Here is a 26,337-nt window from a genome sequence, read left to right as displayed (position 1 = left end):
GGCGTCCCTCGTGTGACGGGCCGCCCGGCGTCTTCGGTGAGCCGCGTCCGGCTTCGACCAGCATCCTCCGCGAACACCCCCCTGGTCATCCGTGAAAACCACGGATTCGGCACGTAAAGACCACTGATCGCGGTGCCGATGGGTGATGATGTCGGGGTGACGACAACGGGGCCGGGTGAGGTGTCGGCGCGCGAGGCGGAGGTTCTGGAGGCGCTCGGCGCGCGGCTGTCCAACGCGGAGATCGCGAGCAGGCTGCACATCTCGGTACGGACCGTCGAGAGTCACGTGTCCTCGCTGCTGCGCAAGTACGGCGTCGCCGACCGGCGGGCGCTGGCCGCGCTCGCCGGCGGGGCGGCGCCGGCCGAGGCCGTCCCGCCGCCGCGGCCGGCGGCCCCGCCGGGACGGATGGCGGGCCTGCCGGCGGCGCTGACGTCGTTCGTGGGCCGCGAGCGGGAGCGCGCGGCGGTCCTGGCGGCGTTCGGCGAGTCCCGGCTGGTGACGCTGCTGGGTCCGGGCGGGGTCGGCAAGACCCGCCTGGCGGCGGTGGCCGCCGGGGAGGCGGCGCCGTCGTTCCCCGCGGGCGGCGCGTTCGTGGACCTGGTCCCGGTGGGCGGGGGTTTCGTCGCGCAGGCGGTGGCGGCGGCGCTCGGCGTCACAGAGCGTCCCCGGCAGCCGCTGGAGGACGCCGTCGCCGAGCGGCTCGGCCGGGGCCGGTCGCTGCTGGTCCTCGACAACTGCGAGCATCTGCTCGACGCGGTGGCCGGGTTCGTGGAGCGGACGCTGTCGGTCTGCCCCGGTGCGAGGGTGCTGGTGACCAGCCGTGAGCGGCTGGGCGTGCCGGGAGAGAGGGTCGTGCCGGTCGCGCCGCTGCCGCCGGGGTCCGACGCCGAGCGGCTCTTCCTCGACCGCGCCGCCGCGGCCGATCCCGGGTTCACCGCGGATCCCGCCGTGGTCGCCGAGCTGTGCGCCCGGCTGGACGGCATGCCGCTGGCCATCGAACTGGCCGCGGCGCGCAGCGCCTCCCTGGGCGCCGACGGCCTGCTGGCCACCCTCGACGACGTCCTGCGGCTGCTCGCCGGCGGGCGCGGGGCGGTCGAGCGGCACCGATCGCTGCGGGCGGTGATCGGCTGGAGCCACGATCTGCTCGGCGAGGAGGAGCGGACGCTGTTCCGGCGGCTGGCCGTCTTCACGGGCGGCTTCGACCTCGACGCCGCCGTCGCCGTGACGCGCGCCGGGGGCCGGGGGCCGGTCGCCGACGTGCTGGGCCGCCTGGTGGACAAGAGCCTGGTCGTCCGGCGGGGCGGGGAGAGCAGGTGGCGGCTGCTGGAGACGGTCCGTGCCTTCGCCGCGGACCGGCTCGCGGCGGCCGGCGAGACGGACGAGACGCGGCGGCGGCACCTGGAGTGGGCGACGGCCGTCGCGACGGCGCTCGCGGACCGGCAGACCGTCACGACCGCACTCCCCGACCGGCAGGCCGTCACGACGGCGCTCCCCGCCCGGACCGCGGACGCGACCGCGCTCCCCGGTCAGGGGCCGGGTGGGGGGCGCGACGACTTCGACGCCGGGTTCGACGCCGTCGCCGACGACCTGCGCGCGGCGCTGGCGGGATCGCCGCCCGGCCCCGGCGAGACGCCGCACCGGCTGGCACGCGCACTGGGCCGCCTGTGCTACGCGCGGCGGTTCCTGACCGAGTCGCTGGACCACTACCGGGAGGCGGCCAAGCGGGCGCCCCACCCGGGTGAGGCCGCCCGGGACCTGCGCAGCGCGGCCGACGGCGCGCACGCCGTCGCCCCGGCGGGCCACCACGCCTTCGAGCTGCTGCTCGCGTCGGCCGGGCGGGCCCGCGCCGCGGGCGACGGCGACGGCGTGGCCGTGGCGCTGGCCTCCGCGGTGGTCACCGCGAACCGGTTCTCCGCGGGTTTCTCCGCCGACGTCCCCCACGAGCGCCTTTCCGCCCTGCTGGAGGAGGCCGCCGCGGCCGGCGACCGGGGGGATCCCGTCGTGGCGGCGCTGCTGGCGGCGGCGGCCGCGTGGAACGCGGGCCGGGAGAAGATGGCGCCGGACCCGGGGCTGGCCGCGTCCGCCGCCGAGGCGGCGCGCGCCACCGGCGACCCGGTGCTCGTCAGCGGGGCCCTCGACGCGGTGAGCACCGCCGCCGCCACGGCGGGCCGGCTCCGGGAGGCGTACCGGGTCACCCGCGAACGGCTCTCCCTGCTCGCCGCGATGTCCCGCGACGACCCGCGCTCCGCCCCGGAGGTCACCGACACCTACAACATGGCCGCCACCTACGCCGTGGCCACCGGCGACCTGCGGACCGCGCTGGAGACCGCCCGGTCGGCGCTGGAGGACGACCTGCTGGGCGGTCACTCCTACCTGTCGGAGAGCAGCCTGGTCCTTCCCCTGGCGCTCACCGGCGAGTTCGACGAGGCGCTGCGGCGGGCGGACGGCATGTGGGACGGCTGGGAGCGCGCCGGCGGTCCCGTGGCGGGCTGGATGTCGCCCGCCGTGGCCGCCGTGGCGCTGGTCCACGGCCTGCGCGGCGACGACCACCGGTACCGGTTCTGGCGCGCCCGCGCCACGCAGGTGTCGGGCGGCCCGCGCAACCACGCGACGTTCGCGGCGTTCGCCGACGCCCGCGTCGCCGTGCACACCGGCCGGTTCGGCGGCGCGGCCGGCCTGGTGGAGCTCGTCTTCACCGACTTCCCCCAGGGGCGGTACCAGACCTACGCCCGCGCCGCCGGAGCCGAGCTCGCCGTCGCCGCCGGGCTGCCGGACGCCGCCGAACGGCTGGCCTCGGCGTCCGCCGTCGCGGGTGAGAACGACTGGGCGGCCGCCTGCCTGGCCCGCGCCGAGGGGCGGCGGAGCGGCGACGGCGCCGCCCTGGCGGCCTCGGTGGCGGGCTGGGAGCGGGCCGGCGCCCGTTTCGAGCGGGCCTGCACCCTGCTGCTGCTGCCGGACCGCGCCGCCGAGGGCCGCGCCGAGCTGGCCGCGCTGGGCTGCCCCGCGCCCGCCTGAACCCGGCGGCGGAAGACGGCCGCGGGAGTCCGGGAACGGAAGACGGCTGTGCGGCGCGCCGGGCCCCGGTCACACGGGGACGCGGACCGCTCCGCGCCCGTCCGGGACCGGTGGGAGACATGACCGGACCGCGGGCGGCGGGCGCCCGCGGTCCGGATTACCTCACCTGGCGTCCGCGCTAGGCGGCGCAGCCCTCCAGGCCGGCCGGCGGAACGGTGCCCTTCGCGCCGAAGAAGAGGTTCGCGCACTGGCCGAGGAACGCGGGGTTCTCCTCGGGGACGAAGTGCCCGGCGTCGGGCGCCACCACCGGACGGACGTCGGTCGCGACCTGGCGGAACGAGCCGGCCACGCCCTCGCCGAAGGAGTACTGCCCGCCGACGGCCAGCACCGGCGCGGTCAGCTTCGTGCCGGCCCCGGCCTTGTTGTTCTCGGCGTCGGCGGCGAAGGCCCGGTAGTACTCGTAGCCCGCGGTCCGCCTGGCCGGGTCGGCGTAGGCCTGGAAGTACGGCTCGGCGTTGATCGCGCCCGGCTGGTGGCTGAAGCCGAACATCATGCCGAGGTAGGTGCGGACGTCGTCATTGTCCATGATCGTCTCCGGGATCGGAGCCGGGGACATGTTGAACCGGAAGTGCCAGCTGATGCCGTACAGGTCCTCCAGGCCGAAGCCGGCCAGCGGCGTCTCGACGACGGCGATCCGGCTGACCTCGCCGGGGAAGTCGCGCGCGTAGGGGTAGGCGACCAGTGCGCCGAGGTCGTGCCCGATGATCCCGACCTGCTTGAGGCCCAGCTTGACGACGGCCTCGTGGATCCTCTTCGCGGCGGTGGCCTTGTCGTAGCCGCCGGACGGGATGGAGGAGTCTCCGAGTCCCGGCAGGTCGAAGGCGATGACGGTGTGCTCGCGGGCGAGCGTCGGCATCACCTTCTCCCACATCTGCCAGGTCTGCGGCCAGCCGTGCAGCAGCACGAGCGCCGGGCCCGAGCCGCCGCGGACGTAGTGGAGGGTCCCGCCGGTCACGGAGACCTTCCCGTGGGTGAAACCGGGCGCGAGCTGCGCCGTCCCCTCCGACGGCCTGGTGGCCGTCCGGCTCACGTCGGCGCCCGCGGCGCCCGTGGTGAGCAGGGCCGCGGCGGCGGCGGTGAGCGCGGCCACGGCGAGGCGCGTCCGCCTCATGCCGGTCCGCCCCGTCTGCCGGGTCCGCGCGGTTTCCTGAGCTGGCTGCATATCCGATTGTCCCTTTCCTTGTACTTACCGAGTGCACGGGAGATCCGGGTCCGGCGGTGGGGGGTACCACCGCCGGGCCCGGGAAGACCGGGGACCGCCGCGCTCCCGCACGCGGCGGCCCCGGTGCCTTCGGGTCAGCGCGCCAGCACGGGGATGCTCGGCTCGACCGGCTTCTTGCCGAACCGGTTGCGCAGCCGCATGGCGGGCTTCTCGACGGCGTAGTAGCTCACCAGGGCGGCCACGAAGCTGCCGGCCTGGACGATGAGCCACGTCAGGGGGAAGTTGTCGGACGACATGGTGCCGCCGGTGTAGAAGAGGATCATCGGGATGTGCCAGAGGAACATCCCGTAGGAGACCTTGCCGATGTACTGCAGCGGCCGGAAGGTCAGCACCGACTCGATGAACCGGGACCGCACCCCCGGCACGGTCAGCGGCGCCAGGAGCAGGAAGACGATCAGCAGGTCGATCGGCTGGTCGAACATGACGACCGCCATGGTCGGGTAGTTCGCCGTGCCCTGGCCGCCGACGGGTGAGAAGCAGAACAGGACGATGACGACCAGCGCCGCGAGCCAGCACCAGCCCGGATACCTCGCCACCAGGCGGTAGGGGGCGAGCATCGTCGTGGGCGACGCCTCGGCGGCGGCCGACATCGCCGCCAGGGCCATGCCGACGGCCAGGTAGCCGAACCATCCGGGCGGCCAGTTGCCCTGGACGGGGTACGGTCCCAGCGCCGCCGAGTGGCTGTAGGCGCTGAACGCGTAGCCGATCACGATGATCGCGGCGATCGGCACCAGGATGCGGCGTGCCTTGGCGGCCGGGTCGGCCACCCGGCTCGCGAGACGGCCGGCGAACCACGCGAAGAACGGCAGCAGCACGTAGAAGGCGCTCTCGGTGGCCATGCTCCAGGTCGACTCGAGACCGGCCGGGATGGCGCCCGCGTTGTAGACGTGCTGCATGGACAGCACCCGCAGGGCGTACCAGATGTCGGTGACCTGCTCGCGGCCGAGCGTGAGCATCACCACGACCGACACCAGCCAGAACGCCGGGAAGATGCGCAGCGCGCGCCGCCAGGCGTAGGCCTTCAGGTCGGGCCGTGCCGTGCCGGCCATGGTCGCCAGGGCGAAGGGACGGTAGATGAGGAATCCGGACAGGGCGAAGAGGATCGGCAGGGACTCCCTGGTGAACCTCTCCAGCACGACGGCGAAGGCGCCGTTGCCCGGGTAGTCCCCGAACCCGATCTGCCCGGCGGTGAACGCCGAATGGATGGTGATCACTGCCAGTACGGCGATGGCCCGGATCCCCTGCAGCTCGGGGAAGTACTGGCGCTTGGTGTCGCGGGTCTGCGGGGGCTGGGTGTCCGGCCCACCCCTACCTGTCCCGCTGACGATGTCTGTTGCCATGGCCGCTCCTTGAGGAGTTAAACGACCCCTTAAGGGTGGGTGCGCGGTGATCAGCGGCGCATCTCCTGGATTGCGGCATCGGGGGCGCGGGCGGGGCGGGCGTTTCAGGGGTTGGACGTGACGAACGGGACGGAAGTGACGGCTCCGGCGTCATCGGCGACGGTCCCGGAGGCCGTACCGCCGGAGGTTCCGCCGGCGGACACGGCGGTCCCACCGGGGGCTCGGGAGATCGTCCCGGCGACGGTCCCGGAGGCCCCGGAGGTCCCGGAGGCCCCGGAGGTCCCGGAGGTCCCGGAGGTCCCGGAGGTCCCGGAAGGGTTCGGCGGGAGCGTCGGGCCGGGGCGGCCGAGGACGCGGGAGAGGTCGGCGGTCAGGGCCGCCGCCAGCTCCGGCAGGTGCTCGCGCGGGAAGAAGTGGCCGCCCTCGAACAGCCGCAGCCCCAGGAAGTCGCGGGTGTGCGCCCGCCACTCGGCCAGCTCCCCGGGGGGAGCCACCGCGTCGGCGGTGCCGCCGAAGGCGGTCACCGGGACCGGCAGCGGCGGCTCGTCGCGGTAGGCGTAGGAACGGCACAGCGTGAAGTCGGCCCTGGCGACGGGCAGGGTCAGCGCGAGCGCTTCCGGGTCGTCGGCCATCTCCGGCGGCAGCCCGCCCAGGGACCGCAGCGTCGCGGCGAAGCGGTCGTCGGGGTCGGCCGGGTCGGGGGTCAGGGCCGCCGTGGCGCCGCGCACCGGCCACGCCGCCAGGGCGAGCAGCGACGGCGGCGGCGTGCCGTCGCGCAGCAGCGCCCGGGTCAGGCGGTAGCCCAGCAGCGCCCCCATGCTGTGCCCGAACACGGCGTACGGCACCGCACCGGCGGCCGGGCCACCGGCCCGCTCACCGGCCGGCTCGCCGACCCGTGTTCCGGCCCGCTCACCGGCCCGCGTCTCGGCCAGCGCGTCGGCCAGCCAGCGGGCCGCCTCCTCGCAGTCGGTGAACGGCGCCTGACGGTGGCGGCCCGGACGGCCCGGCAGGCGGACCGCGCGCAGTTCCACCCACGGCGGCAGGTGGCGCGTCCACGGGCGGAACATCGAGACGCCGCCGCCGGCGAACGGCAGGCCGTACAGGTGTACCCGCGCCGCGGGACGGGGCTCGAACGTCAGATACCACGAGGGCTGGGTGACCATTTCGCTCCGGATCTCCTCGCGACCGGCCACCCGGATCAGCGGGCGGCCGATCGTCTCCTTCACCTCCGACCGGCCGCTCGGCACAGCGGGCGGCCGGTCGTCCTCCTCGCCTCACGACCGGCCGTCCGAACCGGCGGGCGGCCGATCCCCTTCGCCTCGCGACCGGCCGCTCAGATCAGCGAGTGGCCGATCATCTCCTTCATGACCTCGGTGGTGCCGCCGTAGATGGTCTGCACGCGGGTGTCGACGAACGCGCGGGCCACCGGGAAGTCACGCACGACGCCGTAACCGCCGTGCAGCTGCAGGCAGCGGTCCACGACCTTCTGGCACAGCTCGGTGTTCCACCACTTGGCCATGGCCGCCTCCTCGGCGGCCAGCCGCCCGGCGGCGTGCTCGGCGACGCAGCGGTCGGTGAACGCGCGGGCCACCGCCAGCGCGGTGGCCAGCTCGGCGAGCACGAAGCGGTTGTACTGGTGGTGGCCGACGGGCCGGCCGAAGACCTCGCGCTCCCGGCAGTAGGCCAGGGTGTCCTCCAGGACCCTCTCGGCCGCGGCGAGCGCCGCCACCGCGATCATCATCCGCTCCTGGCGCAGGGTGCGCATCATGTAGGCGAAGGCCCGGCCCTCCTTGCCCAGGAGGTTGGCGGCCGGGACCTCGACGTCGTCGAAGAACAGCTCGACGGTGTCCATCGCCCGCATGCCGATCTTGTCGAGCTTGCGGCCCCGGGTGAAGCCGGGCCGGTCGGCCTCCACGGCCAGCACGCTGGCGCCGGAGGCCGCCGGTCCGCCGCCGGTGCGGGCGACCACCAGGAACAGGTCGGCGGCCGAGCCGTTGGTGATGAACGTCTTCTGGCCGTTGAGCACGTACCGGTCGCCGTCGCGCACCGCCCGGGTGCGCAGCCGCTGCACGTCGCTGCCGGCGTCCGGCTCGGTGATCGCGATCGCCGTCACCAGGTCCCCGGAGCAGAAACCGGGCAGCCAGCGCCGTCTCTGCTCCTCGGTGGCCAGGGTGCGCAGGTACATGCCGGCGATCTCGTTGTGCAGGGACAGCGCCGGGGCGTACACCCCGGCGCGGGCCATCTCCTCGGCCAGGATCACGTGGTGGCGGTAGTCGGGGTCGCCGCCCCCGCCGTAGGAGGCGTCGACGTCCATCCCGAGCAGGCCGCACCGGCCCGCCCTGCGCCACACCTCGCGGTCGGCCCCGCCCTCCTCCTCCCATCGGGGATAGGAGGGCAGGATCTCCTTGGCCACGAAGGTCCGCACCAGGTCGCGGAACGCCTCGTGCTCGTCGGTGAACACGTCACGGCGCATCGATCGCTCCGGCGACCGCGTCCGGCACCACGGGCGCCCAGGACGGCAGGATGTCCCGCAGGCGGTTCATCATCACCTGGCAGTACGCGGCGTTGTGGTCCAGGCTGCGGCGGCGCGGGTAGGGCATCTTGTGCCGGCCCGCGTGGTTGACGCGCAGCCGTACCGTGTCCGCGCCGTACGTCCCGAACCCCGGCAGGTCCGCCGCGAGGTCCGCGGCGAGGTCCCGGGGCTCCTCCGTGACGACCAGGCCCGGCACCGTCTCGAACGACGACAGCATCTCCACCGCCTCGGCCGGCAGCTCCGCCACCAGGTCGTGGCGGCCCCGCGAGACCACCCGCACGTGCTCCAGCGCGACGGTCGGCTCGGCCACCGCCTCCCGGTAGACGTACGGCCGGGCCAGCAGGTCCAGCTCGAAGGCGATCCGCACCCGGCGGTCGGCCAGCCAGCCCCGCTCCCGCAGGAACCCCTCCAGCAGCGCGTCCATCTCGGCCCGGTGGGAGTGCAGCACGTAGTGCAGCACCTTGCCGATGTTGTTGATGTCGTAGTTGCCGAGGGTCTCCACCGAGTCGGAGAAGAAGCGGCAGATCTCGGTGTCGGTGCGGCGCCGGAAGTAGTCGGCGGCCATCGTCAGGAACTCGGTGTGCGAGCACACCCCCGACCGGTCCAGCTCGCGGGCGACGTAGAAGCCGGCGCGGGCGTTGTACAGGCTGATCACCGCGTAGTAGAACCACACGCCGGCCTTGAAGTCGTCGCGGGTCACCCAGTTCGTCGCCACCACCACGTCGGCCTCGGCCACCGGGTCGTCCACGCGGACGGTGACGACGCCCAGGTCCTCGCGCCGCTCGTACATCGGGGTGTTGCGCAGCAGCAGCTGCGGGTAGGCCACCACCGCGTCGGCGCCGGTACGGCACAGCTTGCCGATGCCCTCCCGGAAGGAGTCCAGGGTCTCCCCCGGCAGCGGCCAGATCAGCTCGGTGTAGGAGCTGATCTGCTTCTCGCGCAGCTTGGACTGCAGCTCGACGTAGGTGGACTCCTTGATGTTGGACCGCTCGACCAGTTCGAGGGTCTGCGTGCTGAGGGTCTGCAGCGACACCGGCTGGCTGGTCAGCATGCCGCCCTCGACGAGGATCTCGGTGATCTCCGTGACCCGGTCCGGCCGGTTCTTGGCCGCCTGCATGGTGACCATCAGCGGGTAGCCGTTGCGTTCCTTGCACTCGACCATGTGCCGGGTCAGCTCGACGTCGCGGGGCAGCGCCCCCCAGTTGGCGTCGGCGAGGAAGATGCTCTCGATGCCGTGCTCGCTGATCCACGTCAGGTCCGCCTTGACCCGGTCCAGCTCCCAGCGGTGCACCTTGTCGTTGGTGGCCGCGCCCCAGTAGCAGTACGTACAGCGGAAGGGGCAGCCGCGGTTGGTCTCCACGACGGCGAAGACGTACTCGCCGCCGTCGAAGACCCCGGCGGCGAACGGCGAGGGGATCTCGTCGAGCTCCTTGATGCGGGCGGGCTTGTCGGTGGTGACCAGCGCGCCGTCCGACCAGTAGCTGATCCCCGGCACCCTGCCCAGGTCGGGGACGCTCCCGGGGGCGGTGTCGGCCACCTCGCGCAGGAAGGCGGTGAAGGGCTTCTCCCCCTCGCCGTTGCACACCGCGACGTTCTCCCAGTCGGCGGGGACGTACTCGGCGGCGTGGTTCATCACCTGCGGGCCGCCCAGGATGAAGCAGGCGTCGGGGCGGAGCCGTACCAGCTCGTCCAGCAGCGCCTTCATCCGCCGCATGTTCCACAGGTAGCAGCTCATCGCGTAGACGTCGGCGTCGGCCTCCAGCATCAGCGCGACCAGGTCCTCGACCGGGGTCTGCACCTCGGGCGCGTGGATGGTGAAGTCGCACGTCGCGGCGACGTCCTCGTCCTGCTGGGCGTAGGCCTGCAGATAGCCCGAGGCCAGCGGCAGGGTGTGGGCGTAGACCGACAGCTCGACGAGACTGACCTTCAGCCGCCTCATGATCCCGCCTCCCCCGTCTCGGCGATCCACGCGGCCAGCTCGTGGAGCACGTCGTACTCGAAGAGGTCGTCGGCGCCCAGCCGGATGCCGCGCTCCCTGGCGCGCGTCGCCAGGCGCATCGCCTGCAGGGAGTCGCCCCCCAGGTCGAAGAAGCTGTCGTCGCGCTTCACCGAGGTGATCTGCAGCACGTCGCGCCACAGGTCCGCCATCAGGCGCTCGGTGTCGGTACGGAAGTCCGGCGCGGCCGGCCCGGCCGGGGCCTGGGCGGGCAGCGGGCGGGCGGCCAGCGCCCGGCGGTCGGCCTTGCCGTGCGGGGTCAGCGGCAGCGACTCCAGGGTCACGACGGTCTGCGGCACCATGTAGTCGGGCAGCCACCCGGCCAGGTCGCGGCGGGCCTCCGCCGCGTCGGGCGGGTCGCCGGGACCGGCGGGCACCACGTAGGCGACGAGCCGGTCGCCGGTGTCGTGCTTGACGGCGACGGCCTCGCGCACCCCGGACAGCCGGTGCAGCGCCGCCTCGACCTCGCCGAGCTCGATGCGGAAGCCGCGCAGCTTCACCTGGTCGTCAGCGCGGCCGATGAAGTCCAGCGAGCCGTCGGGCAGCTCGCGCACCAGGTCCCCGGTGGCGTACATGCGGGCGTCGCCGTCGGGGACGAACGGGTCGGACAGGAACCTCTCGGCGGTGAGCTCCGGCCGGTCGAGGTAGCCGCGGGCCACGCCCGTCCCGCCGATGTGCAGCTCGCCCGCGGTGCCGGGCGGCACCGGGCGGCGCCGCGAGTCCAGGACGTAGGCCCGCATACCGGGCAGCGGCCGGCCGATCGGCGGGACCTCCTCACGCCCGGCGCGCGGCGGCACCTCGGCGAAGGTGGCGACGACCGTCGTCTCGGTCGGACCGTACAGGTTGAACAGCCGGAACGGCAGGCCCGGCCGCGGGTGGCGGTGCAGCTTCTCCCCGCCGGTCAGCATCACCCGCAGCGCGCCGCCGTACCCCCGCCAGTCCTGCTCCAGCATCTCGGCGGCCAGCGCGGTGGTGAGGAAGCAGACGGTGATCCGCTCGTCGGCGAGCCAGCGCACGAAGTCGGCCGGGGAGTCGGGCAGCCCCTCGACGACGCACAAAGTGGCGCCGGCGGCCAGGCAGGGCCACACCTCCAGCGCCCAGGCGTCGAAGGACGGCCGGGCGAGCTGGGTCATCCGGTCGCCGGGCCGCACCTCGAAGGTCCGCCGGTGCCAGGTGACCAGGTTCGTCAGGCCCTCGTGCGGCAGCAGGACGCCCTTGGGGACGCCGGTGGAGCCGGAGGTGTAGACGACGTAGCACAGGTCGTCCGGCTCGGGCTCGGGGATCTCGACGGCGTCGCCCCCGCCGGGGTCGCCGCGCAGGGCCTCCTCGACGGTCAGCACCCGCGCCGGGCCGCCGGCGAACCGGGCGGCGCCGGATGCGCGCGTGACGACCAGCGGGACGCCCGAGTCGGTGAGGATCGAGGTCAGCCGGGTGTCGGGCTCGTCGACGTCGGTGCCGACGTACGCGCCGCCGGCGAGCAGCACCCCCAGGGCGGCGACGACCAGGTCGGGTGAGCGCTCCAGGGCCAGGGCCACGAGCGTGCCACGGGTGACGCCGCGGGCGCGCAGCGCCGCGGCCACCCGGCAGGAACGTTCGTACAGTTCAGCGTATGTCAGCACGGTTCCGGCGTGCGTGACGGCGGGCTGGTGCGGCTGCACCTGCGCCCACCACGCGACGCGCGCGGTCACGGCCTCGTGCGCGCCGCGGACCGCAGTGCTCGCCTCGGTCAATTTTGCCTCCAAGTTCCGATTTCCCGCGTGAAAGTTCGGCCGCCTCGCCCGGCACGGCGAAGACGGGCGGCAGAGGCGATCAATTCACTGGAACACGGGCCCTTTTCACGCCGCAGGTGACGGTAACGGTCGTATCGTCACCTGCGGTCTCGCCGTGACGCATCTCTTGAATTGCGAAGGGACGAAGCCCTGGTACGGCGGGTGGACAATGCGGCCCGGAAATCACCGTTCCGCAATTCCGGAGATGCGCGCGGCGCTTTCCCGCGCCAGGGTTGTTCAGCGACGGATCGGCGGACGACAGGGGCGCGGGAATGACTTTCACGCTGCGGGCCGGGGAGACGGACACCGGGACGGGGACGCCCCGTCCGGCGCCGGGCGGGGCGTCCGCCGCGGACGGACACGCGACGGCCGGCCATGCGGCGGCCGGGCGCCCCGCGACCGGATCCGGAGACGCGACGGGCGGGCGCGCGCCGCTGGACGAGCGGACCGTGGCGGCCTACCTCGCGCGCATCGGCGCCCGCCGCCCGGCGCGGCCCACCGCCGGGGCGCTCGCCGAGCTGCACGAGCGGCACGTCATGGCGGTGCCGTTCGAGAACGTCGACTTCCACCTGCGCGTGCCGATGGACATCGGCGCCGGCGCCATCGAGAAGATCGTCACGAGGCGGCGCGGCGGCACCTGCTACGAGCTCAACGGGGCCTTCTCCGAGCTGCTGCGCGCCCTCGGCTACGACGTCACCGTGCTCGCCGGGCGGGTCTCCGAGCACGGCGTGCTCGGCCCGGTGCTCGGGCACATGCTGCTGCGCGTCGTCGCCGGGGACTCGCCGCACCCGTGGCTGGTGGACGTCGGCTACGGCCGGGGCGCCCGGCGGCCGCTGCGCTTCGACTCCCTCGAACCGCAGCGCGACCCGCACGGGGTGTTCCGCCTCACCGAGGGCGCCCCGTACGGCGACCTCGACCTGCTGCGCGACGAGGTCCCTCAGTACCGGATCGAGGCGCGTCCCCGGACGGTCGAGGACTTCACGCACATGTGGTGGTGGTACTGCAACTTCCCCGGCTCGCCGCACCTGACCCACCTGTACTGCACGCTGCCCACCCCCACCGGCCGGGTCACCCTGAGCGGCGACACGCTGTCGGTGCGGGAGGAGGGCCGGCGGGAGAAGACGGTCCTCTCGGGCGACGAGGAGGTCCGCGCGGCGTACCGCACCTGGTTCGGCCTGGACCTGGACGAACTCCCCCCGCCCCCGCCGTCCCCGGAGGCGTGACGGTCCCGCCCGCTCAGTCCTCGCGCAGGGCCAGGCGGTTCAGCTTGCCGGAGGCGGTCTCGGGCAGCTCGTCGACGAACCGCACGTCCCGCGGGTACTTGTGCGGCGCGAGCCGGGCGCGGACGAAGTCCTGCAGCTCCCGCGCGGTGACCTCGCCCGCGGCCACCACGAACGCGCGCGGCAGGGTCAGCCCGTCCACCTGGTAGCCGACGACCGCGCACTCGGCGACCGCGGGGTGACCCAGCAGGCAGTTCTCCACCTCGGCGGGGGCGACCCACTTGCCGCCGACCCGCAGCAGGTCGTCCACCCGGCCCTTGTAGTGGAAGTAGCCCTCGGCGTCGCGGGTGAACAGGTCGCCCGAACGCACCGTGTGCGGGGCGACGAACGTCCGGGCCGACTTCTCCGGCGAGCGCCAGTACTCCAGCGCCACGGTCTCGCCGGTCACCTCCAGCAGCCCGGTCTCGCCGTCCGGCAGCGGCTCGCCGTCCCGGTCCACCACCCGCACCCGGTAGCCGGGCACGACCTGGCCGAGGCTGCCCATGCGGACGCCGCCGGGCCGGTTGCACACGTAGCCGTGGAACGACTCCGACGAGCCGATGCCGTCGATGACCTCGACGCCGAAGGTGTCCAGCCACCGGCGGTGCAGCTCCACGGGGAGGGCCTCGCCCGCCGAGATGCACACCCGGATCGAGCTGAGATCCTGCTTCGCGGCCTCCGGATGGGAGACCATCGCGCTCATCATCGTCGGCACGTTGACCAGGATGGTCGGCCGATGCTCGGCGATCAGCTCGAAGATCCGGTCGGCGGTGCTGCGCTCGGGGAAGACGATCCCGGCCGCCCCCACCCCCAGCGGGAACAGCGCGGTCATGTTGTTGGCGTAGCCGAAGAACAGCTTGGGCACCGGCAGCACGACGTCGTCGGGCCGGATGTCCAGCACGCCGCGGGCGAACCACTCGAAGCTGAGCGCCGCGCTGCGGGCGGCCAGCACACACGCCTTGGGCGCGCCGGTGCTGCCGCTGGTGAACCGCCACATCGCGACGTCGTCGCGGGTCGTCGGGGCGGCGGCCAGCTCGGCCGGCTGGGCTGCCAGCAGCGTCTCGAAGCAGTGCTCGCCCGCGCGCAGCTCCTCCGGCGGCACCCCGGTCACCAGCAGGTTCGTCACCCCGGCCTCCCGGAGGCGGTCCAGGGTCACCGCGTCGGCCACGACGACGGCGGGCTCGGCGTAGTCGGCGTAGTAGCGGTAGTCCCCGGGCTTGAGGAAGGTGTAGACCTCGGCGGTGACGGCGCCGATCTTCTGCGCGCCGTACCAGGTGGCGACGAACTCCACGCCGTCGCCGAGCGCGAGCAGGACCCGGTCGCCGCGCCTTACGCCCAGCGCGCGCAGCGCGTGACCCGCCCGGTTGGCCAGCGTCCGCAGCTCGGCGTAGGTGACGGGACCGGCGGCGGTGATCAGGGCGGTCCGCCGCCCGTCGCCGCGGTCCAGGAAGTGCGAGGCGATGTTGAACTCGAGGGGGATGTCCTCGTAGCGCGGCGGGAGGCCGTCCGGCCGCGCGGCCGGGCCGTCCTGGAGCAGCGTCGAACCGGTCTCGGCTCCGGAGCCCCTCATGCGTCCTCCTCGGGTCGCGTGCTGGACCGGGCACGGACCGGTGGGGGCGGCCCGGCCGCCGGCGGCGGACGCCGTCGCCCGCGCCACTGCGACATCGTCCGGCCGGTACCGGGGGCGGCGCATCTTCCAGCGTGCGGTGCCGCCGCCGCACGCCGGTGGTTTTTCTTCGCGATTGCCGGGACTGCGACGCCGCAACGGCGTCCCTTGCCGGGGTGTGGAACGCCTTATAGCTTGACCTGGTGGGACGGCCGGCGGAGTTCCCCCGGCGCGTCCCGCGGGGTGCGCGCCCCTTTCGTTCCTTGCGATGAGTCCTCGATGAGGCTCCTTCGACGAGTCCTCCGACGAGGCGTGATTTCCGACGAGGGGACCCGTGCCCGTGACCGCCGACCAGTCCACCGCGCTGACGTACTCCTCCTACCTCGCCCTGGACGAGGTCCTCGCGGCGCAGCGGCCGCTGACCGACAAGCACGACGAGATCCTGTTCATCATCGTGCACCAGGTCCACGAGCTGTGGTTCAAGGAGCTGCTGCACGAGTTCGCCAGGTTGCAGGAGGAGCTGTCGGCGGGTGACTCGGTCCACGCACTGCAGACGCTGCGCCGGGCCCTGGCCGTCCTCAAAGCCGTGATCGCCCAGATCGATGTGATCGAGACGATGACCCCGACCCAGTTCGCGGCCTTCCGGCCCGACCTGGGGGGCAGCAGCGGGTTCCAGTCCGCGCAGTTCCGGGAGATCGAGGCGGTGCTGGGGCGGCGCGATCCCCGGACGGCGCAGACCTTCGAGGAGGGCTCCCCGGAGCGGGCCCGGATCGAGGCCGCGATGAGCCGTCCCTCCCTGCTCGACTCGTTCCTGCGCTACCTCGTCACGCAGGGCTACCCGGTGCCGCCGGACCTGCTCGGCCGGGACGTGACCCGGCCGGCGGAGCCCTCGGAGCGGCTGCGGGCGGTGCTGCTCACGGCCTGCCGGGACGGGGGGTTCGCGGCGCGGATCTTCGAGCAGCTGCTGTCCCTGGACGAGGACGTGCAGGAGTGGCGCTACCGCCACGTGAAGATGGTCGAGCGGATCATCGGCCGCCGGCCCGGCACCGGCGGCTCGTCGGGCGCGCCGTACCTCTACCGGACCGTCTCCGTCCCCGCCTTCCCCGACCTGTGGGCCGTGCGGGACGGCCTCTGAGCAACGGCGGGGTCTCCCCCGGGTGCGACAGGCGGACCGTACGGGGCGGCAGACCGGTCATACGGCGCAGCGGACCGGTCGTACGGCGCGGCAGACCGCAATTCCAGAGATGCGGGGCGAACCGGGCGGGATGAAGCTGAGATGGCCGAGCAGCCGGACCAGCCGGAAGGGAGCCCGCTTCGGCGGCGGCAGCACCGCGACCTGGTGCCCCGGCGACCCGGGGAGCTTTCGAGAGGGGCAGGGGTGAAGATCGTCGAGAGGCCGTCGCCGTTCGGAGCGGGGGAACCCGGATCGGCGGAGGCCGCGTCCGGGGGCGGGGAGCGGGCGTTCGGGACCGAGGATCTGCTCGCGGAGGTGGACGCGGCCGAGCGGGAGCTCACCGACGCCGCGGCCGCACGAGGTCCCGCCCCGGCCGGCGCGGTGGAGGCGGAGCGGTTCGAGGCGCTGATCGCGGCGGACGGGAAGGTCGAGCCGCGGGACTGGATGCCCGACGGCTACCGGCGGGCCCTGCTGCGGCAGATCGCGCAGCACGCGCACTCCGAGATCATGGGCATGCAGCCGGAGACCAACTGGATCGGCCGCGCCCCCACCCTCATGCGCAAGGCGATCCTGATCGCGAAGGTGCAGGACGAGGCCGGGCACGGGCTCTACCTCTACTCCACGGCCGAGACCCTGGGCGTCACCCGCGAGTGGCTGCTGGACGAGCTGCACGCCGGGCGGCAGAAGTACCTGTCGTTCATCAACTACCCGACGCTCACCTGGGCCGACGTCGGGGCGCTCGCGTGGCTGACGGACGGCGCGGCCGTCGTCAACCAGGTGTCGCTGTGCCGTACCTCCTACGGCCCGTACGCGCGGGCGCTGGTGCGCATCTGCCGGGAGGAGTCGTTCCACCACCGGCAGGGCTTCGACATCCTGTACGCGCTGTCACGCGGCACGCCCGCGCAGCGGGAGATGCTGCGGGACGCGGTCGCCCGCTGGTGGTATCCGGCGCTGGCGATGTTCGGGCTGCCGCGCGACAGGTCCACCCGTTCGGACCTGTCGCTGGCGTGGCGCATCAAGCGCGCCCCCAACGACGAGCTGCTGCAGCGGTTCGTCGACATCTGCGTGCCGCAGGCCGAGATCCTGGGCGTCGAACTGCCGGACCCGGCGCTGCGCTGGAACCCCGAGCGGGGGCACCACGACTTCACCCCGCCCGACTACGACGAGCTCATGCGGGTCGTCGCGGGTGACGGGCCGTGCAACCGCCAGCGCATGGCCCACCGCCGCCGCGCCCACGAGGAGGGCGCCTGGGTGCGCGAGGCCGCGGCGGCCTACGCCGCCAAACACCCCGCGGAGCCGTACGGCGAGCCGCCCGCCTCCCCAGGGTCCGCCGCGTCCCCGAACGTCCCGGAGACCTCGGAGACGACGCGGGACGCCCGGGTCCAGCGATCTTCTGAGATCTCCGATACCGCCGGGACCGTCGGCGCCCGGGAGCCATCGGACGCGCGGACCCCGCAGTCCCCGGAGACCGCGAGGACGGCGCCGGACATGGAGACCGCCGCCGACCCGGGGCTTCCGGGGGGCGACTGGCCGCTGTGGGAGGTGTTCGTGCGGGCCCGTCGCGGGTTCGCCCACGCGCACGCCGGAAGCCTGCACGCCGCCGACGCCGCGACGGCGCTGCGCAACGCCCGCGACCTGTACACGCGCCGGGGCGAGGGCGTGTCCGTCTGGGTCACGCCGGCGGCCGCCGTCACCGCGTCGAGCCCGGACGAGCGGGACGCCTTCTTCGACCCGGCGGCCGACAAGACGTACCGGCACCCCTCCTTCTTCGACCTTCCCGAAGGGGTGAAGCACCTGTGAACGAGCCGACCGCCGCACCGGCCGGGCCGGATGCCGCACGGCCCGGCGTGGGGAACCTTCTCGCCGAGGACACCCGGAACGCCGGGGAGCCCGGTCTGCCCGGTTACGTGCTCGGGCTCGGGGACGACGCGCTGATCGCCGCCCAGCGGGTGGCGGAGTGGTGCGCGCGGGCCCCGCAGCTGGAGGAGGACGTCGCCCTGGCCAACATCGCGCTGGACCTGCTCGGCCAGGCGCGGGCGCTGCTGTCGTACGCGGGCGAGCTGGAAGGGCTGGGCCGCGACGAGGACGCGCTGGCCTACACGCGCGACGAGCGCGACTTCCGCAACGTCCAGCTCGTCGAGCTGCCCGACCGCGACTTCGCCGTGACCGTCGCCAAGATGCTGTTCTTCGGCGTCTACCAGCACCTCCTGTACACGGCGCTGTCGTCCTCGGCGGACGGGCGGCTGGCCGGTATCGCCGCCAAGGCGGCCAAGGAGACGGCCTACCACGCCGACCACGCCGTGACGTGGACGCTGCGGCTGGGCGACGGCACCGCCGAGTCCCACCGGCGGATGCAGGACGCCGTCGACGAGGTGTGGCCCTTCACCCACGAGCTGTTCGAGCCGTTCGCGCCGGCGCCCGGGACGGTCGATCCGGCCGGGCTGCGCGGCGCGTGGCTGGAGATGGTCGAGCGGGTGCTGCACGAGGCGACGCTGCGCCGTCCCGAGGACGGCTGGGCGCCGGCGGGCGGCCGCCGCGGCGCGCACACCGAGGCGTTCGGTCACCTGCTCGCCGAGCTCCAGTACGTGCACCGCGCGTACCCGGGAGCCCGCTGGTGACCGGCCACGCTCGAGTCGCCGCCCCCGGGTCCCCGGTACGGCCCGCACCCGCCTTCGAGGCCCGTGCTCATGACCGGGCCGCCGATCCGGAGCCCCACGGGAAGGTCTCGGCCGCCGACGCCGAGGCCCGGGTGCGGGCCGCGGTGGCGGCCGTGCCCGATCCCGAGCTGCGGGTGCTGTCCATCGGGGAGCTGGGCGTGCTGCGGGACGTGGCGGCCGGGCCCGGCGGACGGGTGGTCGTCACGATCACGCCCACCTATCTCGGCTGCCCCGCGCTGGAGGTCATCCGGTCCGGCGTCGCGGCGGCGGCGCGGGACGCGGGCTTCCCCGACGTCGAGATCGTCGTCTCCCTCTCGCCGCCGTGGACGACCGACTGGCTGAGCGAGACGGCCCGCGCGAAGCTCGCCGCCGCAGGCATCGCCCCGCCGCCCCCGGCCGCCCCCGGTCCGGCGGGCACGGTCTCCCCGGAGGGCACGGCCTCCCGGGAGGACGCGGCGGGGACGGCCGGTGTCCCGCTCCGGGCCCGCGCGTTGCCGCTGCTCACGATCTCGCCGCGCCCGCCGTACCGTCCCGGCTGTCCGCGCTGCGGCGGGGCGGCGACCGAGGAGATCGCCCGAGCCGGCGCCACGGCGTGCCGGTCGCTGTGGCGCTGCCGCGCCTGCGGCGAGCCGTTCGAGCACATGAAGGGCCACTGATGACGGCCACGACGACTCCGGCGCCCCCGGCGGCTCCGGCGGCCACGGGCCCCGGGCCCCTCACGGCGCCCGGGACGACGGCGACGCCCCCGACCCCCTCGACGACCGTGACGGCCGCGACGGCCGGGGAGACCACGACGGCCGGCGTCCCGGCCCGTGCCCGGTTGCGCTTCCACCGCCTGGCGGTCACCGCCGTGGAGCCGGTCGCGGCCGACGGCAGCGCGGTGGCGGTGACGTTCGGCGTCCCCGCCGCACTGCGCGGGACGTTCGCCTTCGCCCCCGGGCAGCACGTCACGGTGCGGGCGGTCGTCTCCGGCGTGGAGACCCGCCGCAGCTACTCCCTCTGCTCCACCCCCGCCGAGCTGGAACGGCACGGCACGATACGGATCGGGATCCGCGTCGTGCCGGGCGGGCGGTTCTCCTCCCACGCCGCCGCGCTCGCCGCCGGGGACGCGCTGGACGTGCTGCCGCCCGTGGGCGCCTTCGGCACCGCGTTCGACCCGGCGCGGCGGCGGCGCTACGGGGCCGTCGTGGCCGGCTCCGGCGTCACGCCCGTGCTGTCGCTGGCCGCCGCCGCGCTGGCCACCGAACCGCACAGCACGTTCACGGTGGTGTACGGCAACCGCACCGCGGACTCGATGATGTTCGCCGGGGAACTGGCCGACCTCAAGGACCGCCATCCGGGGCGGCTGCACCTGGTGCACTCCTTCTCCCGTGAGGAACCGCGCCTCGGCCTGGCCGGGGGACGGCTGGACGCGGGCCGGCTGGCGGACGTCCTCACCCGCCTCGTCGCGCCGGAGGGGGTGCGGGAGTGGTTCCTGTGCGGGCCCGAGGGCATGGTGCGCGACGCGCGGCGGGTGCTGTCGGAGGTGGCCGGGGACGGCGCCGCCGTGCACACCGAGCTGTTCCACACCGGCGGGCCGTCCCCGGCCACGCCGCCCGCGACGCCCGCCGTGCCGCCGCCCGCCGGGCAGGGCCGCGAGGTGCGGGTCCTGCTGGACGGCCGGGCGACCACCCTGCGCGTCCGGGGCGACCGGCCGATCCTCGACGACGCCCTGCCGTACCGTCCGGAGCTGCCGTACTCCTGCCGGAACGGCGTGTGCGCCACCTGCCGCGCCCGCGTCGTGGACGGCGAGGTGCGGATGAGCGGCAACTGGGCGCTGACCGAGGAGGAACTGGCCGCGGGCTACGTGCTCACGTGCCGGTCGGTGCCCGCGACGGACCGGGTGACCGTCGACTTCGACGTCGTATGAGGACGCCGTACGAGGACGTCCGACGAGCGCGACCCGACCACACGATGACGATCTCCGACGAGCCAGGAGGGCCCATGAGAACCGCGCACAGGACCTGCCCCATCTGCGACGCCGTCTGCGGCCTGCGGCTGACGCTCGACGACGCCGGACGCGTCACCTCGGTCAAGGGCGACCCCGACGACCCGTTCTCCAAGGGGTTCGTCTGCCCCAAGGGGGCGAGCCTCGGCCGCATCGACGAGGACCCCGACCGGCTGCGCGCGCCGATGATCCGCGAGGGCGCCGAGTGGCGCGAGGCGACCTGGGAGGAGGCGTTCCGCGCGGTCCACGAGGGACTGAACGGGGTGATCGACGCCCACGGCCGCGACGCCCTCGCCGTCTACTTCGGCAACCCGACCTTCCACACGATGGCCGGTTTCATGTACCGGATGCCGCTCACCCAGTCGCTCGGCACCCGCAACGTCTTCTCGGCCAGCACCATCGACCAGATCCCCAAGCAGGTCGCCGGCGGCCTGATGTACGGCGACGCGATGGCCATCGCCGTGCCCGACCTGGACCGCACGGACCACCTGCTGGTGATCGGCGCCAACCCGGCGGTGTCCAACGGCTCGCTCTGCGCGGCCCCGGACTTCCCCGGCCGCCTCAAGGCGCTGCGGGCGCGCGGCGGGAAGCTGGTCGTGGTCGACCCGCGCCGCACCCGGACCGCGGCCATGGCCGACGAGCACGTCTTCGTACGGCCCGGCACCGACGCCTTCCTGCTGATGGGCGTCGTCCACACCCTGCTGGCCGAGGACCTCACCGTCCTCGACCGGGTCGGCGTCGAGGTCGGCGGCCTGGAGGAGCTGCGGCGGCTGGCCGGCGACTTCACCCCCGAGGCGGTCTCCCGGGTCTGCGGGGTGCCCGCCGACCAGATCGCCCGGATGGCCCGCGAGCTGGCCGCCGCGCCCTCCGCCGCGGTCTACTCGCGCATCGGGACCTGCACCGCCGAGTTCGGCACCGTCACCCAGTGGCTGGTGGACGTGGTCAACACGCTGACCGGCAACCTCGACCGGCCCGGCGGGGTCATGTTCACCAGGACCGCCGCGCTGGAGTTCTTCCGCACCGGCCAGCCGTACAGCGGGGGCAACTGGCGCAGCCGCGCCCGCGGCGTGCCGGAGGCGATGGGCGAGCTGCCGGTGGCGACGCTGGCCGACGAGATCGAGACGCCGGGCGAGGGCCAGGTCAGGGCGCTGATCACGATCGCGGGCAACCCGGTGCTGTCGGCGCCGAACGGGCCCCGGCTGGACCGGGCGTTCGCCGACCTGGACTTCATGGTCTGCGTGGACCCGTACCTGAACGAGACGACCCGGCACGCGAACGTCATCCTGCCGCCGCCGCGCATGCTGCAGATGCCGCACTACGACTTCCTGCTGCTGACCGTGACGGTGCGCAACTACACCCGCTTCTCCCCGGCGATCCTGCCGCTGGAGCCGGGGCAGCTCTCAGAGGCGGAGATCCTGGCGAAGCTGACGCTGATCGCCGCCGGGGCGGGACCGGACGCCGACCCGGCGGGACTCGACGAGATGATCGTCGGTCAGGTCCTCGGCGGGGCCGTCCAGGCGCCCGGCTCGCCGTTCGAGGGCCGCGAGGTGGCCGAGCTGCGCGCCGGCCTCACCGGCGACAGCGGTCCGGAGCTGATGCTGGACGCGATCCTCCAGCTCGGCCCGTACGGACTGTCGCTGGCGAAGCTGCGGGAGAACCCGCACGGCATCGACCTGGGCCCGCTGGAGCCCCGGCTGTCGGAGCTGGTGTGCACGCCGTCGGGACGGGTGGAGCTGGCTCCGGAGCCGCTGGCCGCGGAGGTGGACCGGCTGCGCGGGCGGCTGGACGCGGCCCCGCCGGAGATGGTGCTGATCGGGCGGCGTCAGCTGCGGTCCAACAACAGCTGGCTGCACAACGTCGGCACGCTGGTCGGCGGCAGCAACCGCTGCACCCTGCACGTCCACCCCAGCGACGCGGCCCGGCTCGGCCTGGGCGGGGAGGCGCTGGTGCGCTCGGCCGCCGGTGAGCTGACCGTGCCGGTGGAGACCACCGAGTCGATCATGCCCGGGGTGGTCAGCCTGCCCCACGGGTGGGGCCACGCCGGGAGCTCCCTGCGGGTCGCGGCCGGGCACGCCGGGGTCAACGCCAACGCGCTGACCGACGAGACGGTGATCGACCCGCTGTCGGGGAACGCGGTGTTCAACGGCGTCCCCGTGACGGTCTCCCCGGCCGCCGAGGCCGCCCCCGCCGCCGACGCGGGAGCGGACAGCGGTTCGTGCGGGGTTCCGCGGCCGGCGGGCCCGGTCACGGTGACGCTCACGACCCGCGGCGCGTGAACGGACGGCGGCCGCGACCCGGCTCAGGCCCGGTCCCGGCCGCCGTCCCGGTCCCGGCCGCCGTTCCCTACGCGGTCCCGTACGCGGTCGAGGTCACGCTCCCTGAGTCGCACCTGGGCCGGGATCACGGCCCCGGCCCGCGTCCGGCCGCGACCGCCGTCCCGGTCCCGGCCGCGACCGGCTTCCGGGAAGGTCAGCACGTGACGTCCTTCCCGGCGAACCGGGCCCAGGCGACCGAGCCGGAGACCGCGATGTAGGCGGCGAAGACCAGCAGGCCCCGGCCCATGTCCCCGAAGGCCACCGGGTCGCGCAGCACCCCGTCGAACCCCGTCCACCAGTGCGTCAGCAGGTAGGGCTGGAGGTCGGCGAGCTGCGGGATGGCGCGGAGGACCTGGGCGGCGATGACCAGCACCACGGTGGCGGCGATGGCGCCGATGGCCACCTCGGTCAGCGTGGAGATCGCCAGCGAGACGGCGGCCAGCGCCGCCATGCCCGCGGTGAGGTACAGCACGACGAGGCCCATCCGCAGCAGGCCGTCGGCGAAGGACACGGTCGCGCCGGACAGCAGGGTGACCGGGCCGACCGGGAACAGCACCAGCCCGATCAGCAGCGCCGACAGCACGACCGTCGAGACGGCGGCCAGGCAGAAGACGACGGCGCCCGCGTACTTGACGGCCAGCAGCCGGAGCCTGCCCGCCGGGGCGACCAGCAGATAGCGCAGCGTGCCCGCGCCCGCCTCCCCGGCGACGGAGTCCCCGGCCACCACGGAGACCGCGACGGGCAGCATGAACTGCACCAGCACCATCAGCGCGGCGAAGGCCAGGAACAGGCCGTTCCCGGTGACCCGGTCCAGGATGGCCAGCTCACCCTCGATCCGTCCGCCGTCGTCCACGCCGGTCATCAACCGCAGCGTCAGGCCGAGCAGCACCGGGACCACGGCGAGGACGGTCAGCACGGCCAGGTTCCGCGGCCTGCGGAAGATCATCCCCAGTTCGGAGCCGAGCAGCCGCAGCCACGCCCGCGTCGCGCCGGCCGCCCGTCCGGCGCCGGTCACCGGGACCGCACCGCCGGTCGCCGAGGCGTCCTCCGTCCCGGCCCGCTCCCCGCCGGTTCCGGTCACCGGGACCGCACCGCTAACCGTCGACATCGAACCCCTCCCCCGTCAGGCCCACGAACACGTCCTCCAGGCTGGGCCGCCGTACGCCCAGCCCCCGTACGGCGACGCCCGCCGCCACCAGGGCCGCGCAGACCCGATCGGGTTCCCCTGCGCCCAGCTCGGCGTCGGCCTCGCCGTCCCCGGGGCGGATCCCGGTCAGCCCGGCGGCGGCCAGCACCTCGACCGCCCGGGCGACGTCGGGGGTCTCCACCCGGATCCGGACCGTCTCCCGCGCCAGGAGATCGGCGATGGTGCCCTGCGCGACCAGCCGTCCGGTCCGCATGACGGCCACGTGGGAGCACATCTGCTCCACCTCCGCCAGCAGGTGGGAGGAGACGAACACGGTCGTCCCCTCGGCGGCGATCTCCCTGACCAGCGCCCGCACCTCGCGCGTGCCCTGCGGGTCCAGGCCGTTGGTCGGCTCGTCCAGGACCAGCAGCTCCCGGGGGCCCAGCAGCGCGGCGGCGATGGCCAGCCGCTGGCGCATGCCCAGCGAGTAGGCCCGGTAGCGTTTGCCGGCCGCGGCGGTCAGGCCCACCCGTTCCAGGGCGTTCCCGATCCGCGCCGCGGCCGTGCGCGGGTCGGCCGACGGGTCGGCGGCGTCATAACGGCGCAGGTTGGCCTCACCCGTCAGGTACGGGTAGAAGGCGGGCCCTTCGACCACCGCTCCCACCCGCGGCAGCACCGCGGCCATCCCGTCCGGCATCGGCCGGCCGAGCAGCTCCCAGGTTCCGGCCGTCGGCGTGACGAGACCGAGCAGCATGCGGATGGTGGTGGTCTTGCCCGAGCCGTTCGGCCCGAGGAAACCGAAGACCGACCCCCTGGGCACGGCCAGGTCGAGGGCGTCCACGGCCACCTGCCCGCCGCGGAACCGCTTGGTCAGCCCGCGGGTGACGATCGAGCGGTCCTCCGCCGCGGCGGGCTCCGCGCCGCGAGGAGCGCCGGAACGCTCCCCGCGGCGGCCCGCCAGGAGGCCGGTGTCCCCTGGCATGTCGCTCACTTCTGTCCGGCCACCTCGGTCAGCTTCTCCGGGGTGACGGCGCCGACCAGCAGCCGGCCGTCGTCGGTCAGCAGGGCGGAGACCAGCTTGGTCCGGACGACCCGGCCGCTGCCCCACGGGCCGCTGACGGGCCGGGCGGACTTCAGCACGGCGTCGACGACGGCGCCCGCGCCCTGACCGGCGTCCTGCCCGGCGTCCTGCCCGGCGTCCCGCGTGGGGGTCCGGCCGGCCGGCGGTTCCCCGTCCGCCGGCGGGAGCCGCTTCTTGAGGTCCTGCTCGGAGAAGGGCAGCACCGCCACGGCGGTCCAGCCCTCACCGATGACCTTGGCCTCCTGCCGGAGGTCCTCGGCCCGCTCTGCCCGCTCGCCGGCCACGGCGGCGAGGTCGTCGATCCGCTTCTCCTCGACCTTGGCGCCCGGCGGCGGGGTGAAGGCGAAGTTGCCGGGCGCGGGCGGGGTGAAGGCGACGGAGGTGAAGCCCACCTCGAAGGCCGGCTCGGCGGCGCTCCTGGCGTAGACCTGGACGCGCAGCGGGACGAGGGTCTCCCCGTCGAGCGCCAGCCTGACCTCGCGCACCAGGGACGAGGCGTCCTCGGGCGCGAAGGTGAGCTGGTAGGCCGAGCGGTCGGCGACCCGCTCGGTGTTGGTCACGCCGACCACGGTGCCGGGCCTGGACAGCAGGTCGTCGGCGAGCTTCTGCGGGGTGACGGCCGCGGGCACGGCCGTCTCGGAACGCGCGGCCGCGCCGGTGTCGCCGGTGAGCCGGGTGGCCTTGTTGGCGTCGCTCTCCCACAGCCACGCCTGGCCGCCGTTGACGATCAGGTCGGTCTCGCTCATCCGTCCCGGCAGGGCGAACCGCATCCGGTCGGCTCCGCCGTACCAGACCTTCAGCTCGTGGGAGCCGGCGAGCAGGGCGGCGGGTGAGGTGCCGCCGAAACCGGACACGTCCGGCAGGCCCGGCAGGCCGAGGGAGGCCGTCTGCACGAGCGTGCCCGACATGGGCTTCGGGCCGGATCTCCCGGCCTGTACGGCGTCGGCCAGCAACTGACTCGCGGTGCGCTCGGGCAGCACCGGGTCGCCCTGGACCGCGGCGATGACCGGGCCGGCGCCGACGGCCGCGGCGACCACCGCCATCGCGGCGACCGGCACACCCCACCTCACGACCCGACCCCGTGTGGTTCGTTGTGACATATCACTCCTTAACGGTATTGCTTCAGTGCCTGCATCGTCAGCCTGCGCGAACGACCCTGTGCTGAGGCTGAGACAGACTGAGAGGGCTCACAGCGTT

18 protein-coding genes and 1 pseudogene are annotated in these 26,337 nt (G+C 74.4%); 9 read left to right on the top strand and 10 right to left on the bottom strand.

The features are described 5' to 3' along the window. Positions 1–156: 156 nt before the first annotated feature. Positions 157–3,015, top strand: coding sequence for an ATP-binding protein (locus ACZ6W9_RS14810; protein WP_470118122.1), 2,859 nt, complete (start codon positions 157–159; stop codon positions 3,013–3,015). Between the two features lie 178 nt (positions 3,016–3,193). On the opposite strand, the gene ACZ6W9_RS14805 is transcribed toward ACZ6W9_RS14810, so the two are convergent. The 6 genes from ACZ6W9_RS14805 to ACZ6W9_RS14780 all read right to left on the bottom strand — a co-directional run bounded on the left by ACZ6W9_RS14805 (position 3,194) and on the right by ACZ6W9_RS14780 (position 11,896). Beyond that, the gene (locus tag ACZ6W9_RS14805; RefSeq protein ID WP_389963289.1) at positions 3,194–4,186 is read right to left on the bottom strand and encodes an alpha/beta fold hydrolase; all 993 of its coding nucleotides are present in this window, start codon (positions 4,184–4,186) and stop codon (positions 3,194–3,196) included. A gap of 185 nt (positions 4,187–4,371) precedes the next feature. Further along, the gene (locus tag ACZ6W9_RS14800; protein ID WP_389963286.1) at positions 4,372–5,637 is read right to left on the bottom strand and encodes an acyltransferase family protein; all 1,266 of its coding nucleotides are present in this window, start codon (positions 5,635–5,637) and stop codon (positions 4,372–4,374) included. A gap of 104 nt (positions 5,638–5,741) precedes the next feature. Beyond that, positions 5,742–6,863 carry a thioesterase II family protein gene (locus tag ACZ6W9_RS14795; RefSeq protein ID WP_470118120.1) on the bottom strand — a complete coding sequence of 374 codons (1,122 nt, stop codon included), beginning with the start codon at positions 6,861–6,863 and terminating at the stop codon, positions 5,742–5,744. A 107-nt stretch (positions 6,864–6,970) separates the two neighbouring features. Continuing rightward, positions 6,971–8,110, bottom strand: coding sequence for an acyl-CoA dehydrogenase family protein (locus ACZ6W9_RS14790; RefSeq protein WP_389963279.1), 1,140 nt, complete (start codon positions 8,108–8,110; stop codon positions 6,971–6,973). Then, the gene (locus ACZ6W9_RS14785; RefSeq protein WP_389963275.1) at positions 8,100–10,109 is read right to left on the bottom strand and encodes a B12-binding domain-containing radical SAM protein; all 2,010 of its coding nucleotides are present in this window, start codon (positions 10,107–10,109) and stop codon (positions 8,100–8,102) included. Before ACZ6W9_RS14785 ends, ACZ6W9_RS14790 begins: the two co-directional genes overlap by 11 nt. Further along, entirely contained in the window at positions 10,106–11,896 is a 1,791-nt protein-coding gene (locus ACZ6W9_RS14780) for a non-ribosomal peptide synthetase (RefSeq protein WP_389963273.1), read from the bottom strand. The genes ACZ6W9_RS14785 and ACZ6W9_RS14780 overlap by 4 nt, the downstream gene beginning before the upstream one ends. A gap of 311 nt (positions 11,897–12,207) precedes the next feature. Between ACZ6W9_RS14780 and ACZ6W9_RS14775 the strand changes: the two genes are divergently transcribed. Continuing rightward, positions 12,208–13,158 (top strand): arylamine N-acetyltransferase family protein, encoded by a 951-nt coding sequence (locus ACZ6W9_RS14775; RefSeq protein ID WP_470118117.1) that lies wholly within the window; start codon positions 12,208–12,210, stop codon positions 13,156–13,158. A gap of 13 nt (positions 13,159–13,171) precedes the next feature. Here ACZ6W9_RS14775 and ACZ6W9_RS14770 read toward each other — a convergent pair whose 3' ends face one another. Further along, positions 13,172–14,764, bottom strand: coding sequence for a benzoate-CoA ligase family protein (locus tag ACZ6W9_RS14770; RefSeq protein ID WP_389963267.1), 1,593 nt, complete (start codon positions 14,762–14,764; stop codon positions 13,172–13,174). A 376-nt stretch (positions 14,765–15,140) separates the two neighbouring features. On the opposite strand from ACZ6W9_RS14770, the gene ACZ6W9_RS14765 reads away from it, so the two are divergent. The 7 genes and pseudogenes from ACZ6W9_RS14765 to ACZ6W9_RS14735 all read left to right on the top strand — a co-directional run bounded on the left by ACZ6W9_RS14765 (position 15,141) and on the right by ACZ6W9_RS14735 (position 22,894). Next, a complete protein-coding gene (locus ACZ6W9_RS14765) occupies positions 15,141–15,935 on the top strand; it encodes a tryptophan 2,3-dioxygenase (protein WP_389963264.1) in 795 nt (264 codons plus the stop codon). Positions 15,936–16,355: 420 nt separating this feature from the next. Beyond that, a pseudogene (paaA, locus tag ACZ6W9_RS14760) lies at positions 16,356–17,261 on the top strand (1,2-phenylacetyl-CoA epoxidase subunit PaaA); the annotation flags it as partial. Between the two features lie 201 nt (positions 17,262–17,462). After that, the gene (paaB, locus tag ACZ6W9_RS14755) at positions 17,463–17,774 is read left to right on the top strand and encodes a 1,2-phenylacetyl-CoA epoxidase subunit PaaB (RefSeq protein ID WP_389963583.1); all 312 of its coding nucleotides are present in this window, start codon (positions 17,463–17,465) and stop codon (positions 17,772–17,774) included. Further along, positions 17,771–18,592 carry a 1,2-phenylacetyl-CoA epoxidase subunit PaaC gene (gene paaC / locus ACZ6W9_RS14750; protein WP_470118114.1) on the top strand — a complete coding sequence of 274 codons (822 nt, stop codon included), beginning with the start codon at positions 17,771–17,773 and terminating at the stop codon, positions 18,590–18,592. Before paaB ends, paaC begins: the two co-directional genes overlap by 4 nt. Continuing rightward, on the top strand, positions 18,589–19,287 hold the full coding sequence (gene paaD / locus ACZ6W9_RS14745; RefSeq protein WP_470118113.1) for a 1,2-phenylacetyl-CoA epoxidase subunit PaaD: 699 nt from the start codon (positions 18,589–18,591) through the stop codon (positions 19,285–19,287). Before paaC ends, paaD begins: the two co-directional genes overlap by 4 nt. A gap of 107 nt (positions 19,288–19,394) precedes the next feature. Beyond that, the gene (locus ACZ6W9_RS14740) at positions 19,395–20,540 is read left to right on the top strand and encodes a 2Fe-2S iron-sulfur cluster-binding protein (protein ID WP_470118111.1); all 1,146 of its coding nucleotides are present in this window, start codon (positions 19,395–19,397) and stop codon (positions 20,538–20,540) included. A 74-nt stretch (positions 20,541–20,614) separates the two neighbouring features. Then, positions 20,615–22,894, top strand: coding sequence for a molybdopterin-dependent oxidoreductase (locus ACZ6W9_RS14735; protein WP_470118109.1), 2,280 nt, complete (start codon positions 20,615–20,617; stop codon positions 22,892–22,894). Positions 22,895–23,087: 193 nt separating this feature from the next. Here the strand turns inward: ACZ6W9_RS14735 and ACZ6W9_RS14730 are convergent, their stop codons facing one another. The 3 genes from ACZ6W9_RS14730 to ACZ6W9_RS14720 are packed head-to-tail and all read right to left on the bottom strand — an operon-like array spanning position 23,088 to position 26,210. Continuing rightward, complete coding sequence (locus ACZ6W9_RS14730; RefSeq protein ID WP_470118107.1) at positions 23,088–24,041, bottom strand: ABC transporter permease; 954 nt, start codon at positions 24,039–24,041, stop codon at positions 23,088–23,090. Then, positions 24,028–25,041 carry an ABC transporter ATP-binding protein gene (locus ACZ6W9_RS14725; RefSeq protein WP_389963580.1) on the bottom strand — a complete coding sequence of 338 codons (1,014 nt, stop codon included), beginning with the start codon at positions 25,039–25,041 and terminating at the stop codon, positions 24,028–24,030. Before ACZ6W9_RS14725 ends, ACZ6W9_RS14730 begins: the two co-directional genes overlap by 14 nt. Positions 25,042–25,046: 5 nt before the next feature. Beyond that, the gene (locus ACZ6W9_RS14720; protein WP_389963246.1) at positions 25,047–26,210 is read right to left on the bottom strand and encodes a LolA family protein; all 1,164 of its coding nucleotides are present in this window, start codon (positions 26,208–26,210) and stop codon (positions 25,047–25,049) included. Positions 26,211–26,337 lie beyond the last annotated feature (127 nt).

The sequence above is a fragment of the Streptosporangium sp. NPDC053982 genome (assembly GCF_055585205.1).
The sequence above is the reverse complement of the archived record's forward strand: the minus strand, read 5'-3'. Positions and strand labels throughout refer to the sequence as shown.

What these genes read in the sequence shown, in the direction of transcription:
- ACZ6W9_RS14805 (WP_389963289.1), bottom strand. Translation starts at nt 4,186, where the DNA reads ATGAGGCGGACGCGCCTCGCCGTGGCCGCGCTCACCGCCGCCGCCGCG.
- ACZ6W9_RS14800 (WP_389963286.1), bottom strand. Translation starts at nt 5,637, where the DNA reads ATGGCAACAGACATCGTCAGCGGGACAGGTAGGGGTGGGCCGGACACC.
- ACZ6W9_RS14790 (WP_389963279.1), bottom strand. Translation starts at nt 8,110, where the DNA reads ATGCGCCGTGACGTGTTCACCGACGAGCACGAGGCGTTCCGCGACCTG.
- ACZ6W9_RS14785 (WP_389963275.1), bottom strand. Translation starts at nt 10,109, where the DNA reads ATGAGGCGGCTGAAGGTCAGTCTCGTCGAGCTGTCGGTCTACGCCCAC.
- ACZ6W9_RS14775 (WP_470118117.1), top strand. Translation starts at nt 12,208, where the DNA reads ATGACTTTCACGCTGCGGGCCGGGGAGACGGACACCGGGACGGGGACG.
- ACZ6W9_RS14770 (WP_389963267.1), bottom strand. Translation starts at nt 14,764, where the DNA reads ATGAGGGGCTCCGGAGCCGAGACCGGTTCGACGCTGCTCCAGGACGGC.
- paaB (WP_389963583.1), top strand. Translation starts at nt 17,463, where the DNA reads ATGGAGACCGCCGCCGACCCGGGGCTTCCGGGGGGCGACTGGCCGCTG.
- ACZ6W9_RS14735 (WP_470118109.1), top strand. Translation starts at nt 20,615, where the DNA reads ATGAGAACCGCGCACAGGACCTGCCCCATCTGCGACGCCGTCTGCGGC.
- ACZ6W9_RS14730 (WP_470118107.1), bottom strand. Translation starts at nt 24,041, where the DNA reads ATGTCGACGGTTAGCGGTGCGGTCCCGGTGACCGGAACCGGCGGGGAG.
- ACZ6W9_RS14725 (WP_389963580.1), bottom strand. Translation starts at nt 25,041, where the DNA reads ATGCCAGGGGACACCGGCCTCCTGGCGGGCCGCCGCGGGGAGCGTTCC.